A 16,203-nucleotide genomic window follows, 5' to 3' on the forward strand; every position below is an offset into this window, starting at 1 on the left:
GGAAACAGGAGGGGCTGAGGGTTCGGAGAATGGTCAGTAGGCGTCACGGGCGGCCTCCATCATCGCGGCCAGCCCGTCGGCGGGCAGCCCGTCCGGCCAGCGGAAGCCCAAACGGGCCAGCAAGGCCTGGGTCTTGGCCGTCGCCAACTCGGTGCGGCGGTCCCGCTCGTGCGGCGATTCCTGGCGATAGACGCCGAAGGTGGGCAGCAGCTCGGCCAGCGGTTTTTCCATCGCCGGGTCGTTCAGGGCGGTCTCGATCCGCTCCAGCAATTGGCTGTAGCTGCCGGTGTCCAGATGGCTGGCCATGCCGGGGGCCGCCCGCATGACCTGGGCCAGGAAATCGCGGCGGGCGTGGTCGACGTGATGGGTGTGGTGGGCCAGATCCGGCGCCTGCGCCAGGGTCACCACCGCCTCCGCCACCTTGTCGACATGGCACAGCCAGGCGTGCATGTCCTCGGGCACGAAGCGCAGGCGGGTCAGCGCCGCCGTCAGGCGAAAGAAGGCGTTTTGCCGGATGTTGCGCTGAAGTGCGCCACCTTCCGCCGCGAAGACGACATTGCCCACGCGATGGATGCTGGCGTTGGCGATCTCGCCCCGCGCCGCCACCACCAGATGCTCCGCTTCCTGCTTGCTGCGGACGTAGTAGTTGTCGTCCAACGCCGCGTGGTGTTCGTCATATTCGGTGTACAGGCGGTAGCCATCGTCGGGCGACCGGCCGCACACCGACAGGGTGGAGATGAAGTGCATGTCGGCCGTGCGGCCCGTGCGCCGGCCCCGCTCAACCGCCAGGTCCAGCAGGTGGCGGGTGGCCTGGACGTTGTCGGCGTGGCTGTCGCGGTAGTGGCCGTAGTGGTTCACATTGGCCGCGCAGTGCAGGATGGCGTCGGTCTCGACGGCCAAGGCGTCGTGCCGGCCTTCGGCCAGGCCTAGATCGGGTACGCGCAGGTTGCCGGCCCAGGCCTGGACGCGACCGGACGCCAGCAGGTCCATTGCCGCGTTGTCGCCGAAATAATGGCGCAGCACCTCGGAAAGCCGCCCTTGCGCCTCCGCGTCGTCGCGGCCGCGGACCAGGGCGGTGACGCGCCGTGCCGGGTCCAACGCCAGGTGGCGTAGCAGGTAGGCGCCGAGATAACCGGTGGCCCCCGTCAGCAGGACATTGCCATAGGGGCGGGTCGTCGCCGGGGGCGAGGCCGCCAGGGGCTCATAACGCTGGCGATAGGCGGCCAGCAGGGGCTCCAACGTGGTTTCGCGTGCCGCCTCGAACGCGGCCTCGCGGGCCTTGAAGGCCTGCCAGTGCGCGCGGGCGCCGGCGATCAGGCCGGTCAGCTGGCCCGCCTGCGGACGGCAGCTTCGGGCGAAGTCCTCCAGCCGGGGGTTCTCATACAGGTCATTGACCGTGCACGCGAATTCCCGGCGCACGCGGTTGACCATGGCCGTGGCGCGCAGGCTGTCGCCGCCCAGCTGGAAGAAGTCATCCTCGCGTCGCAGGCCACCCACCTTCAGCACGGCGGACCAGATGGCGGCCACGCGTTCTTCCACCGGTCCCTGGGGCGGGGTGCCGGCGCGGTGATCGCCATCCGTGGACTGCCGCAGGCGATAGTCGTCGATGCGGGCGCGCAGGCTTGCCTGGTCGACCTTTCCGGCCAGGGTGGTGGGGATGCTTTCCACCGGAATGACGGCGGCCGGCAGCATGTAGCTGGGCAGGCGCTGGGCCAGGGTCTCGCGCCAGGCGGCGTTGTCCGGCAGGTTGGTGCCGGTGGCGAAGGCGTAGAGCGCCTGGTTGCCGGCGGCATCCTTGTGCACCAGTACCACGGCCTGGCGCACGCCCGGCTGCGCCTCGATAGCGGCGGCGATCTCGCCCAGTTCCACCCTCTGGCCGCGCAGCTTCACCTGGCCATCGGTGCGGCCCAGCACCAGCAACTCGCCCCCGGCCGTCCAGCGGCCCAGATCGCCGGTGCGATAGCGCCGTCCGTCAGGCGGGGTTGGGAAGGCGCGCTTGGTCAGGTCGGGCCGGTTGAGATAACCCTGGGCCAGGCTGGCGCCGGCCACCCAGATCTCGCCGATGGCGCCGGGGGGTACCTGGCGGCCCTGGGCGTCCAGGATCATGACGCGGACGTTGGGCAGGGGCCGGCCGGCCGTCAGGCGTGGCGCGCCCGGGTCTATGCGGCCGATGGTGGTGGCCGCCGTGTTTTCCGTGGGGCCGTAGCCGTTGTAGCAGGCCAGGCGGCCGGCATAGTGGCGGGCGTCGGCGGCGATGGGTGCCTCCCCCACCGTCATCAGGATGCGCAGGGGCGGCAGCTCTAACCGCTCGAACAGGCGCAGGTAGGACGGCGCCATGGTGGCGACGGTGATGCCCCGGCCGGCGATCAGGCCCGGCATGCCGGCGATGTCGTCCATCTCGGCCCGGGTCAGGGGGGACAGGGCGGCGCCCGTCCTCCAGGCCATCACGACATCCGAGATCCACAGGTCGAAGGTGGGGGACGATAGCGTCAAGACGCGGTCCGCCGGCGTGATGCCGAAGCGCTCGCCCATGCCCACCGCCAGGTTCATCAGGCCGGCATGGGTGACGACCACGCCCTTGGGCGTGCCGGTGGAGCCGGAAGTGTAGAGGATGTAGGCGGGATCGGCGCCGACGTCCTCAGGCAGATCCTCGTCCGCCAGGGAGACATCCCGCACTTCCTCCGGCCGCAGCAGGGGCAGGCCCAGGGCAGCCAGGGCGTCGGGCGGGGTATGGCCGTCCAGCGCCAGGATCATCTGTGCGCCGGCATCCTGGGCGATGAAGGCCAGCCGGTCGCCTGGCAGGTCGCTGGTCAGCGGCACATAAGCGCCGCCGGCCCGCCAGACGGCCAGCACGGCGGCGGGCAGGGCGGGGGAGCGGTCGGTCAGGACGCCCACGACCTGGCCCCGGCGCAGGCCCCGCAGGCGCAGGGCGGCCGCCAGGACGCCGATCCCGGCATCCACCTCGGCATAGGTGCGCACGCCGGCGGCGGTGATGAGGGCGGGCGCCTCAGGCTGGGCCCGGGCCAGATCCTGGAACAGGCGGTCGAAGCGGGACGCGGGCGAAGCCAATTCGGGCCCGTGCTCCCACCGTGCCAGCTGGGCGGCCTCATCGGGCAGCAGGGTGGGCAGGGGCTGGTCGGCGACCCCTTGCGCCACGTGGCGGGCCAGAGCCGCCAGCGACAGCGCCCAGCTCTCCACCGTTTCGCGCTCATAAAGTGCCGCGTCCACCAACCATTGCAGCACGAGGCGGCCGTCTGCCAGGGCCTCGTGCGTCAGGGCCATGTCGTGCGCGGCGGCCAAGGGGCTTAGGCGATAGGTGGGGCGTTCGGGGATGGCGATGGTGGCCGTCGTGAGCGCCCAGTCCGCATCCCCGCCGTTGCCAACCGCCATGGGCGTCTCGCTGACCAGGAGGTTGTACAGCGGGTAGCGCCCTGGCTGGACCAGGTCGGGGTACTGGCCACGGAAGTCCCCCAGGATGCGGGCGGTGGGGTAGCGGGAGTGGCCGAGCCCGTCGGCCAGCGACTGCTGCACCCCGGCCAGAACCTCGGCCAGCGTGTCGCCCTCCGCCAGATGGCAGGCCAGGGGCAGCATGTTCAGGTAATACCCCACCACCCGGGCCTCATCCGCCGTCTCGCGGGTGGAGGCGGCGGTGCCCAGGGTGAAGTGGGCCCGGCCGGTGCGTCGCCGCACCTCGATGGCCATCAGGGCCAGCATCAGGGCGTGCAGGCTGGCGCCCTGGCCCTGGGCGATGCGGCGCAGGGCAGCGGTGGTGTCGGCGTCCAGGCACAGGCGCAGGCTGTGGCTGCCCTTCGCGGCCTGACTGCTGCGGCCCAGCGGGCGCGGCGCATCCAGCGGCCATTCGTCGAAGGGTCCGTTGCCCTCCGGCGCCGGGCTGGCCACCAGATGGTCCAGCGTATCGCGCCAATAGGCGGCGTCGGCATCGGCGGCCGGGCTGGCCAGGTAGGCCTCCTCCCGCGCCGCCGTCAGGGCCAGGCCGCCCGGAAGCGCCTCCAGCGCCTGTCCCTTCAGCAGGGCGGTCAGATCCTCGATCAGCACGGCCAGGGACAGGCCGTCGCCCACGGCGTGGTGCAGGCCCAGCCAGAACACGGCGGTGTCCGACGTTCGCACCAGGCCCGCCCGCCACAGCGGGGGCTGGCCGAGCGGAATGGCCGTGGCGGCATGGCCGCGCGCCTGGGCCAGCGCCGCGTCGGCATCGGCCGCCGTCTCGATCAGGAAGTGGCGATTGACCAGCGCCCCGGCGGCAGCGGCGTCCAGCACCGGACGCCGCAGAACGCCCTCGCCGGCCTCCTCGAAGTGGCAGCGCAGGGCGTCATGGCGCTGGACCAGGCCGGTCCAGGCCCGGCGCCAGGCGGCATCATCCGGCACGGCGCCCGTGACCGTCAGGGCCAGCGCCATGGTGAAGGCGCGTGTGTCCAGCCCGGCACCCTCCGCCACCCAGAACTCGCGTTGGCCTTCGGTGGCGCGGTCGCTGCCACTGCCCACCACCACCGTTTCGCCCTGGCCCAACTGGGCCACGCGGCGGGCGAAGCCGCGCAGGGTGGGGTCGCTGAACAGTTCGCGCGCCGGCACCGGATGGCCGAACGCCTTCTCCAACTGGTGCGACACGGCGATGGCCAGCAGGCTATGCCCACCCAGGCGGAAGAAATCGTCCTCCCGACCCACGGCGCCGCAACCCAGCACATCCCGCCACGCCGCTGCGATGCGCTCTTCAACCGGCCCCTGGGGCGGGGTGGTGGCACGCTGACCGCCGTCCTGCCGCAGTCGGTACTCATCGATGCGGGCACGCAGGCTGGCCTGGTCGACCTTTCCGGCCAGGGTGGTGGGGATGCTTTCCACCGGGATGACGGCGGCCGGCAGCATATAGCTGGGCAGGCGCTGGGCCAGCGCCTCGCGCCAGGCGGTGTTGTCCGGCAGGTTGGCGCCGGTGGCGAAGGCGTAGAGCGCCTGGTTGCCGGCGGGATCCTTGTGCACCAACACCACGGCCTGGCACACGCCCGGCTGCGCCTCGATAGCGGCGGCGATCTCGCCCAGTTCCACCCTCTGGCCGCGCAGCTTCACCTGGCCGTCGGTACGGCCCAGCACCAGCAACTCGCCCCCGGCCGTCCAGCGGCCCAGATCGCCGGTGCGATAGCGCCGTCCGTCAGGCGGGGTTGGGAAGGCACGTTTGGTCAGGTCGGCGCGGTTCAGGTAGCCCTGGGCCAGGCTGTCGCCGGCCACCCAGATTTCGCCGATGGCGCCAGGGGGAACTTGGCGCCCCTGGGCGTCCAGGATCATGACGCGGATGTTGGGCAGGGGCCGGCCGGCCGTCAAACGTGGCGCGTCCGGGTCTATGCGGCCGATGGTGGTGGCCGCCGTGTTTTCCGTGGGGCCGTAGCCGTTGTAGCAGGCCAGGCGGCCGGCATAGTGGCGGGCGTCGGCGGCGATGGGCGCCTCCCCCACCGTCATCAGGATGCGCAAGGGCGGCAGGTCCGCCCGCTCGAACAGGCGCAGGTAAGAGGGCGCCATGGTGGCGACGGTGATGCCCCGGCCGGCGATCAAGGCCGGCATCGCCGCGATGTCGTCCATCTCGGCCCGGATCAAGGGGGACAGGGCGGCGCCCGCCCCCCAGGCCATCACGACATCCGAGACCCACAGGTCGAAGGTGGGGGAGGCCAGGGTCAGCACGCGGTCCGCCGGCGTGATCCCGAACCGCTCGCCCATGCCCACCGCCAGGTTCATCAGGCCGGCATGGGTGATGACCACGCCCTTGGGCGTGCCGGTGGAGCCGGAGGTGTAGAGGATGTAGGCGGGATCGGCGCCGACATCCTGGGGCAGGTCCTCGTCCGCCAGGGAGACATCCCGCACTTCCTCCGGCCGCAGCAGGGGCAGGCCCAGGGCAGCCAGGGCGTCGGGCGGGGTATGGCCGTCCAGCGCCAGGATCATCTGCGCGCCGGCATCCTGGGCGATGAAGGCCAGCCGGTCGCCCGGCAGGTCGCTGGTCAGCGGCACATAAGCGCCGCCGGCCCGCCAGACGGCCAGCACGGCGGCGGGCAGGGCGGGGGAGCGGTCGGTCAGGACGCCCACGACCTGGCCCCGGCGCAGGCCCCGCAGGCGCAGGGCGGCCGCCAGGGCGCCGATCTCGGCATCCACCTCGGCATAGGTGCGCACGCCGGCGGCGGTGATGAGGGCGGGCGCCTCAGGCTGGGCCCGGGCCAGATCCTGGAACAGGCGGTCGAAGCGGGACGCGGGCGAAGCCAATTCGGGCCCGTGCTCCCACCGTGCCAGCTGGGCGACCTCATCGGGCAGCAGGGTGGGCAGGGGCTGGTCGGCGGCCCCTTGCGCCACATGGCGGGCCAGGGCTGCCAGCGACAGCGCCCAGCTCTCCGCCGTGTCCTGGTCATAGATGGTGGCGTTGACGAACAGCTGCAGCGCGTGGCTGCCGTCGGCCCGGGCCTCGTGCGCCAGCACCATGTCCTGGGCCGGGGCGTTGGTGGTCAGGCGATAATCCAACGCCCCGGTGGCGGGGGGCTGCTTCGGCACGAAGCGCCAGGCAGCATCGTGGCCGGCGTCGCCGCTCATATCGCCCGGGTTCTCCGTCACCGCCATGTCGAACAGGGGAAATCGCCCTGGCTGGACCAGGTGGGGGTACTGGCCACGGAAGTCCCCCAGGATGCGGGCGGTGGGGTAGCGGGAGTGGCCGAGCCCGTCGGCCAGCGACTGCTGCACCCCGGCCAGAACCTCGGCCAGCGTGTCGCCCTCCGCCAGATGGCAGGCCAGGGGCAGCATGTTCAGGTAATACCCCACCACCCGGGCCTCATCCGCCGTCTCGCGGGTGGAGGCGGCGGTGCCCAGGGTGAAGTGGGCCCGGCCGGTGCGTCGCCGCACCTCGATGGCCATCAGGGCCAGCATCAGGGCATGCAGGCTGGCGCCCTGGCCCTGGGCGATGCGGCGCAGGCCGGTGGACGTGTTGGCGTCGAGGCACAGGCGCAGGCTGTGGCTGCCCTTCGCGGCCTGGCCGCTGCGGCCCAGCGGGCGCGGCGCGTCCAGCGGCCATTCATCGAAGGGTCCGTTGCCCTCCGGCGCCGGGCTGGCCACCAGATGGTCCAGCGTATCGCGCCAATAGGCGGCGTCGGCATCGGCGGCCGGGCTGGCCAGGTAGGCCTCCTCCCACGCCGCCGTCAGGGCCAGGCCGCCCGGCAGCGCCTCCAGCGCCTGTCCCTTCAGCAGGGCGGTCAGATCCTCGATCAGCACGGCCAGGGACAGGCCGTCACCCACGGCGTGGTGCAGGCCCAGCCAGAACACGGCAGTGTCCGGCGCCCGCACCAGGCCCGCCCGCCACAGCGGGGGCTGGCCGAGCGGAATGGCCGTGGCGGCATGGCCGCGCGCCTGGGCCAGCGCCGCGTCGGCATCGGCCGCCGTCTCGATCAGGAAGTGGCGATTGACCAGCGCCCCGGCGGCAGCGGCGTCCAGCACCGGACGCCGCAGAACGCCCTCGCCGGCCTCCTCGAAGTGGCAGCGCAGGGCGTCATGGCGCTGGACCAGGCCGGTCCAGGCCCGGCGCCAGGCGGCATCATCCGGCACGGCGCCCGTGACCGTCAGGGCCAGCGCCATGGTGAAGGCGCGTGTGTCCAGCCCGGCACCCTCCGCCACCCAGAACTCGCGTTGGCCTTCGGTGGCGCGGTCGCTGCCACTGCCCACCACCACCGTTTCGCCCTGGCCCAACTGGGCCACGCGGCGGGCGAAGCCGCGCAGGGTGGGGTCGCTGAACAGTTCGCGCGCCGGCACCGGATGGCCGAAGGCCTTCTCCAACTGATGCGACACGGCGATGGCCAGCAGGCTATGCCCGCCCAGGCGGAAGAAATCGTCCTCCCGACCCACGGCGCCACAGCCCAGCACATCCCGCCACGCCGCCGCGATGCGCTCCTCAACCGGCCCCTGGGGCGGGCCGCCGACCGGGCCGGCGTCGGCCTGCGCGCCCGACAGGGCCAGCAGGGCGCGCAGGGCCGCGCGGTCGATCTTGCCGGAGGTGGTCGTGGGGATGGCGTCCACCACCAGCAACGCGGCCGGGATCATATAAGCCGGCAACCGACCCGCCAGGGTCTCGCGCCAACCCTGGGCCAACCATTCGCGGGGGCTGCCGGCCTGCGGGCGGACGAAGGCCCACAGGCTTTTGCGGCCGGGTTCGCCATTGGGGGCGGCCTCCAGCGCCACGACGGCCTGGGCCACGGCGGGGTGGGCCTCCAGCGCCGCCTCGATTTCCCCCAACTCGATGCGAATGCCGTTCAGCTTGACCTGATGGTCACGCCGGCCCAGCACCTCCAGCACCGGCAGGCCGCCATCATGGCCGCCGCGCCAGCGGCCCAGGTCGCCGGTGCGGTAGCGCCGCTGATCACCCTCACCGATGAAGGCGGCGGCGGTCAGGTCGGGGCGGTTGAGATAGCCCTCCGCCAGATTCAGGCCGCCCAGCCAGATCTCGCCCACCGCCCCGGGGGCCGCCAGGGCGCCGGTGGCGTCGCGGATCTCCACCAGGGTGTTGGGCAGGGGGCGGCCGGTGGCCAGCACGCCGTCCAGCCCAGCCACGGGCAGGGCGCCCATGGTGCTGGTGATCGCGTTTTCCGTGGGGCCGTAGGCGTTGACGTAACGCAGGCGGCTGCCATAGCGCGCCACGTCACCGGTCAGCGGCGCCTCGCCGCCCGTCACCAGGATGCGCACGCTGTCGGGCAGGGCGCCATCCAGCAGGCGCAGATAGGTGGGCGTGAGGTCGGCCACCGTGACACCGCGGTCGCGGATAAGGTCCAACAGGGCCGCCGGCCGCTCGATGACCTCCGCTGTCGCCAGGCACAGGGTGGCGCCGAAGACCAGCGGCAAGCCGATGTCGGACAGGGATACGTCGAACGCCGGGGAGGCGAACATCAGCGTGCGGTCGGCGGCAGTCAGGCCATAGTCGTCGCCCACGCCGAGCAGGGTGTTCAGCAGGGCGGCATGGCTCACCCGCACGCCCTTGGGCAGGCCGGTGGAACCGGAGGTGTAGAGGATGTAGGCGATGTCGTTGGACCGCCCCTGCGGCAGGGCGATGTCGTCCTGGGCCGCCCGCTCCAGGGCCGCCAGCCCGTCCGCCGTCAGGTCCAGGATATGGGCCGCACCCGCGTCGCGGGCCATGAACTCCCGCCGCTCCGGCGGCAGGTCGGCGGCCAGGGGCAAATACACCGCCCCGGCCTGCCAAAGGGCCAACAGCACCGCCGGCAGGTCGGCGGCGCCGCGCGGCGCGACGATGGCGACCACGGTGCCCGGCGTCACCCCCTGGACCACCAAGCCGCGGGCCAGCCGGTTGGCGCGCCCCAGCAGCGCGGCGTAGGAAACCACGGCCCCGTCCGCCAGGATCAGGGCGGGATGCTCTGGCCGGGCGGCCGCTTGCGCGGCGATCAGGTCAACCGGGCGGGCATCGGGCCGGAAGACGGCCGAGCCCGCCTGCCAGCGCGCCAGCAGCGCTTGCTCGGACGGCAGCGCGGCGGGCACGGCGCCGTCCATGGCCGGACCGTCCGCCAGCCAGGCGGCCAAGTCCAGAAGGCCTTTCAACCAATGATGAGCGGTATCAACGTCATAGATGGCGGCGTTCATCTGCCACTTCAGCACCAGGCTGCCGTCCGGCAGGGCCTCATGCGACAGCGCCATATCCTGGCCGGCCCCGTGGGGCGCCAGTTCATAGTGAATGCCCCCGGCCTCGACGGCGCTGAGTCGCGCCAGGCCGGTGGCCGCCTGGCCGGCGTCACGCGTGCCGGTCAGGTCCGGCGTTTCGGTCACGACGATATCGAACAGGGGGAAGCGGGCGGGATCGCGCACGGCGGGGCGCTCGCGCCACAGATCATGGCACAACCGGGCGAAGGGATAGCGGGCATGATGTAACGCGTGCGTCAGCTCATTCCTTACGATATCGAAACGGCTGGCGAGGTTCTGGTCGACCGTCAGCTGGAAAGCGACCGGCACCAGGGTGACCGCATAGCCCACGGCCTCCGCGACCGCCGCATCCTCACGCAGGGATACGGTGCTGCCGATCAGGAAATCGCTGCGGCCGGTGCGGCGGAACACCTCCGAACCCAAGAGCGTCAGCATCAGGGCGTGCAGGCTGCCCTGACCCCGGCGGGCCAGGCGGCGCAGGGCGTCGGCCTGGTGGGCGGGCAACACCGCCTCCAGCCGGTGGCTGCGGGCGGGCGCATCCAGGCGGCGGGGATGGTCCAGCGACCACTCCGCAAATGCCGCGTCGGGCAGGGCCCGCAGGATGGCGCCCCACGCCTGGGCATCGCGGGCGGCACCGGGACCGGCCAGATAGACCACCTCTTGCCGGGCCAACGCCACGGCATCCACGGCGGGGCCCCGGAACTCATCGCCGCGCAGCAGCGTGCCCAGGTCGCGCACCAGCACCTCCAGCGAGGCGCCGTCGCCGACCGCATGGTGCAGGGCCAGCCAGAAAAGGGCTTCCCCTTCCGCGACCGTCACGACGCCGGCGCGGTACAGCGGTGCCTGGCGCAGGGACAGCGGCGCGCACTGGCGGTCGCGGATGTGGGCCAAGGCCGCAGCGCGGTCGGTAACGGTGGTGAATTCCAATTCCGCGAACACAGCATCCCCAGGGGCCCTCACATGCCGGCGCACCACGCCGTCCGCATCGGCGGCGAAGGTCGTGCGCAGGGCACTGTGCCGCGCCACCAGCGCCTGCCATGCGGCGTTCCAGCGCGCCGCATCCGGCGGCGGTCCCTCCACGCGGCGGGTCAGCGGCATGGTGAAATGCCCGGTGTCGAGGCCCGCGGCCTCCGCCAGCCAAAACTCCCGTTCACCCAGCGTGGCCAGGGTGGGGTCCACATCGGCGATCACGGCGCTGTCCGCGACGATCTCCGTCGCCGCCAGGTGGGCGGCGAATTGGGCGAGGGTCGGCGCGATGAACAGGTCGCGCGCTGGCACGGGGCGGCCCAAGGCCTGCGCCAACTGGTGCGCCATGGTCACGGCCAGCAGGCTGTTGCCGCCCAGGGCGAAGAAGTTGTCCTCCCGCGCCACGCGCGGCTCACGCTCGGTCAGGCCCGGCCCCAGCAGGGTGGCCCAGACGCCAGCCACCGATTGCTCCAGCGCGGTCGTCGGCGGGGTGCGTGCACCTTCCTCCAGGGCCGGCGCCAAGGCCAGCAGGGCGCGGCCGTCGATCTTGCCGCTGGCGGTGGTGGGGATGGCGGCCACGGGGGTGTAGCTGGCTGGGATCATGTGCGCCGGCAGGCGGGGGGCCAGCCAGGCTTGCCACGTGTCGCGGGTGGGTAGGGCCTGGTCGTCCTTCGCCACCAGGAAGGCGCGCAGGGCCATGTGCCCGGTATCGGCGGAGACCAGAACGGCGGCCTGGCGCATCGCCGGATGGGCCAACAGGGCGGCCTCGATCTCGCCCAGCTCCACCCTTTGGCCGTGCAGCTTCACCTGCTGATCCATACGGCCCCGCAGTTCCAGGCGGCCATCGGCCGTCCAGCGCCCCAGGTCGCCGCTGCGGTAGGCCCGGCCCTGGTCCGTCATGACGAAGCGGTCGGCCGTCAATTCGGGGTTGTTGAGGTAACCCCGGGCCACGCCGGCGCCGGCCAACCACAGTTCGCCTACCTCACCCGGCGGCACGGGCGTGCCGTCGTCCCGGCGCAGGCTGACGCTGGTATTGGCCAGGGGGCGGCCGATGGACAGCGGGCGGCGCGGGTCGGCATCGCCCTCCACCAGGCCAATGGTGACGATGATGGTGGTCTCGGTCGGCCCGTAGGCGTTCCAGAAGGCGATGGGGGGACCATGCCGGGCGGCATCGCCATGGCGCGGCGCTTCGCCGCCGGTGTTCAGGATACGCAGGCCCTGGAATGGCGTCTCGGCGCTGACCCGCAGGTATGAGGGGGCATGGAAGGCGCAGGTGACGCCCAGGCGGGTGTAATGGCGCTTCAGCGCCCAGGGATCGTCACGCAGCGCCGGGCTGATGGGCACCAGGCCGCCACCGTTCAGCAGCGCCATCCCCAGCTCCCAGGGACTGGCGTCGAAGCCCGGCGTTGCCACCAGGCTGGTGCGATCAGCATGTGTCAAGCCGACCGTGCCGGCATGGGACAGGATGGTGTTGACGTAGCCGCGGTGGGTGACGGCGACCCCTTTGGGCCGGCCGGTGGTCCCCGAGGTGTAGATGATATAGGCTAGGTCGTCCGGCCCGGCGCCGGCATGGTCCACGCTTGTGGCGGATGGCAGGGTGCCGGCGTCCAGCACGGGGCCGAGGCCTGTCAGCAGGGCTGGCGGCGGTGCCTGCCCGTCCCCGGAGGGAACGGTGATCAGAACCTTGGCGCCCGCGTCGGACACCATGTAGGCCAGGCGCTCCGCCGGCAAGTCGGCGGCCAAGGGCAGGTAGACGGCCCCCGCCTTCCAGATGCCGAGAATGACGGCCGGCAGGGCCGGCGCGCAGTCGGTCAGGACGGCGACGACACGATCCGGCCCCAGGTCCAGGGCCAGCAGGGCGTTGGCGACGCCGTTGGCGGCGGCGTCCAAGTCGGCATAGCTCTGGGTTTCCTCCAGGGTCACCACGGCCGCGGCGTCCGGCTGGCGCCGGGCCCAATCCTGGAACAGGACCTGGGCGCCGACCGCGGGCCGCTCCACGGTGGGGCCAGCCTCCCACACTGCCAGTGTCGCCGCCTCGTGCGCCAGCAGGGCCGGGGGCGACTGGCGCAGCCGATCGGAATCGGCCGCCAGCCATTCCGCCCAGGCCACCAGGCTGTCCAGCCAGGCTTGCGCCGTCGTGGCGGCATAGACGTCCGGATTCCAATGCAGGACCAGGCGCAGATCATCGCCGGCCTGGTCATCGGCCGCCTCGGCCCATTCATAACTGAAGGCCAGGTCCACGCCGGCCAGCGGCGGCAGGCCCAAGCCGGGCAGGGGACGGCGGCGCATGCCGTCCGGAGCATCTTCCGTGGCTGGGGGCGGGTTGGCAGTCAGCGTGATGTCGAACAGGCCAGGGCGTTCCGCCGCGCGGCGGCCGGGCCAGCGCTGCTGGAACTCCCGCGCGATCCAGCTGCCGGGATAGCGGGCATGGGTCAATGCGGCGCGCAGCGTGTCGCGGCTGTCCGCCAGCCGGCCGGCCAAGGTGTTGTCCGCCTTATTCAGCACCAGGGGCAGCACGTTGACGTAATGGCCGATGGCAGTCTCGGCCCCCGAGGGGCGGATGGAAAAGCCGCTGCCGATAATGACCCGGGACCGACCGCTGCGCCGTTGCGCCTCCCACCCCAGCAGGGCCAGCAGCAGGCCGTGCAGGCCTGTTTCCACCGTGCGGGCCAGCCGGGCCAGGACCTGGGCCGCGGCGGCGGGGATGACGGCGTGGCGGGGGGCGGCGGGCGCCCGTTGGGGCGTGGCGGGGCGGCTGTAATCGGTGGCGAGATCCGCCAGGACGTCATCCCCGCCAGCTGCCGCCACGTCCAGCTGGTCCCGCCAATAGCGCTGATCCGTCTCCCGCGCGGCGGAGGCCAGGTAGCGTGCCTCGGCCGTCGCGGCGGCCCGGATGCCGTGCGCGGCCGGGCCGGCAGCGTCGCCCCGCAGCCAGCGGGCCAGGTCATCCTGCAACCGGCCCATGGCCAAGCCATCCACCACAGCGTGGTGCGCCACCACCCAGAACAGCAGGCGCCCCCCATCGGTGGGCAGGCGGATGAGGCCGGCGCGCACCAGCGGCGCCTGGGTCAGGTCGAAAGGCTGGGCGGCGGCGGCCGCCAACCGGTCCCGTGCGTCCTGCTCGTCGGCGCAATCCCAGAGAGCCGGATCCGGTGCCGCCAAGTCAGCCAGGGTCTGCCAATGGACGGCGCCGTCGGCCTGCTCTTTGAAGGCGGTGCGCAGGGCGGGGTGGTCGGCGACCAAGCCGTGCCACGCGGCACGCCATTCCTCAACCGTGGCCTGCCCCGCCGCCATTTCGAGCACCCGGACGACATGATGCCCCACGCCCGCCAAGCCAAGGCGATGGGCCAGCCAGAAATCGGCCTGGCCCACGGTGGCGGGCCCCTCGTCCTCTGCGCCGTCGTCGTCGGTGACAGTCCCGCCGGCCGCCAGATGGGTCGCCAGGCTGCGCACCGTCAGGGTGGACAGCACGTCCTGCACCGTAGCCGCGTGGCCCAGCGCCTGCAGGTGCTGGGCCACCTCGATGGCGCGCAGGCTGGTACCGCCCAGGCTGAAGAAATTATCGTCGCGCAGGATGAGGCCTGGCCCCAGCACGGCCTGCCAGGCGGCGGCCACAGCCAGTTCCAAATCGCCCTGAGGCAGGGTGTCGGGCGTCGCGACACGGGCCGAGCGCTGGTTGCGGGCCAGCGTCAGCAGGGCCTGGCGATCGATCTTGCCGGCGCTGCTGGTGGGCAGTCGGGGCAGGGTGATGACCCGCGCCGGCACCATGTAGGCCGGCAGCAGGGTCGCCAGATAGGCCGTCCAGTCCGTGCCGGGCGAAACCGTGCCGGCCACGAATCCCACCAGGCCGCCGTCCGCCAGCACGACGCTGGCATGGGTGACGCCGGGGTGGCGGGCCAGCGCGCGCTCGATCTCCGCCAAAGCCACGGCCTGGCCGGAGACCTTGACCATATCGTCGCGACGGCCCAGCGCCTCCAGCAAGCCATCTTCGCGCCAGCGGCCCATGTCGCCGGTGCGGTACGCCCGGCCGAAGGCGGTGTCGACAAAGGTGCGCGCGGTCAAGTCCGGCTGGTTGAGATAGCCGGGCGACAAGCCCTCACCCAGGACATGGACTTCGCCCACCTCACCCGCGGGCAGCGGGTTGCCCTCGCCATCCAGGATGAGGACCCGAATGCCGGGGAAGGGCCGGCCGCTGGGCAGGCGGTCGGCATCGGCCCAATCCTCCGGCGTGACACGCAGCAGGCAGATGGTGCCGCACACCTCCGTCGCGCCATGCATGTTCCAATAGGCGACGCGGGTGCCATAGTGCAGGGCGTCAGCGATATTGGGCCGCTCCCCCGCCGTCATCAGGCAGCGCAGGCCGGCAGGCAAACATCCGTCCAGCAAGCGCAGGTAGGATGGGGTGAACGAGGCGACGCTGACCGCGTGACGCTCCATCAGCGCCAGCAGGGCCGCCGGATCGTCCAGAAGGGCACGGGTGGCCGGCACCTGGGTGGCGCCCAGATACAGGGGCAGGCACAGCTCCCGAAAACCCAGGATGAAGCCCGGCGCGCTGGACAGCAGGAAACGGTCGTTCCGATGGACCCCCTGCGCCTGGGCATGGCCGCGCGCCATATGGGCGATGCCCCCATGGCGGATCAGCACGCCCTTGGGCCGGCCGGTGGAGCCGGAGGTGAACAGGATGGCGGCGATGTCGTCGGCCGTCCGCCGCGGGACGGACAAAGGGGCATCGCGGGATTCGGTGGCCAGGGCCGTGACCGGGTCTATCAACCCGCCGGACAGCCCAGCCAGCCGGTCCATGACCTCCACCGGCGGTACCAGGCTATCCATGGCCACGACGAAACGGATGGCCGCATCCTCCACCATGGCCAGCAGGCGAGCGGGCGGATGGTCGGCGGCCAGCGGCACATAGACGGCGCCCGCACGCTGGATGGCGAGGAACACAAACGGGAGTTGTGCGGAGCGGTGCACAAATACCCCCACCGCCTCGCCCGGCACCACGCCGCGGGCGACCAGGGCGGCGGCCAGGACGTTCGCCCTGTGGTTGATGTCGGCGGCGGTCTGGATGCCGCCATCGGTCAGGATTGCCGGATGATGGGGATGGCTTTGAGCGTGGCCGTCAAAGGCCTGATCGATGGCGACAAAATCCTGAAGGTCGCGCGCAGGCTCCATCATCGGTGATGGGCCGACGTTTCTGATGGCTTTAGCGCCTAGAACAGACCCGGGCATAGGAACACCATCGGTGATTTTCGGATAGACCGGCGGATACGGTAAAAAGATACCACCCGCGACGACGGGTTAAGGCCCCATCGCGTGATTAAAGACAGAACTTAATACACGCTACGCAACCGATATTCTAATTTATGATTTGAGTTATGCTATTTATTTGCCGGAATATGTTGATCATTCATGAATGTATTAAGGCAGTAATATAAATAAACCTTGATGTTTTACATAATTCGCCAAATCGGCAAGGAGGCCTCAGTATGTTGGCTCAGGTAACGACCAATTCCATAAAAGTTGCATTAACGTGATAGGCATGCCCGCTCTAATGGGTGGCAT

General features: G+C 71.6%; 1 protein-coding gene. It reads right to left on the bottom strand.

Going from position 1 to position 16,203, the window contains the following annotated elements; all coding sequences use genetic code 11:
• Window positions 1-33: 33 nt before the first annotated feature.
• The gene (locus tag Y958_RS29845) at window positions 34-15,816 is read right to left on the bottom strand and encodes a non-ribosomal peptide synthetase (RefSeq protein ID WP_186291631.1); all 15,783 of its coding nucleotides are present in this window, start codon (window positions 15,814-15,816) and stop codon (window positions 34-36) included.
• Between the last annotated feature and the right edge of the window lie 387 nt (window positions 15,817-16,203).

Source organism: Nitrospirillum viridazoti CBAmc, from assembly GCF_000730165.1.
Lineage (GTDB): Bacteria > Pseudomonadota > Alphaproteobacteria > Azospirillales > Azospirillaceae > Nitrospirillum > Nitrospirillum viridazoti.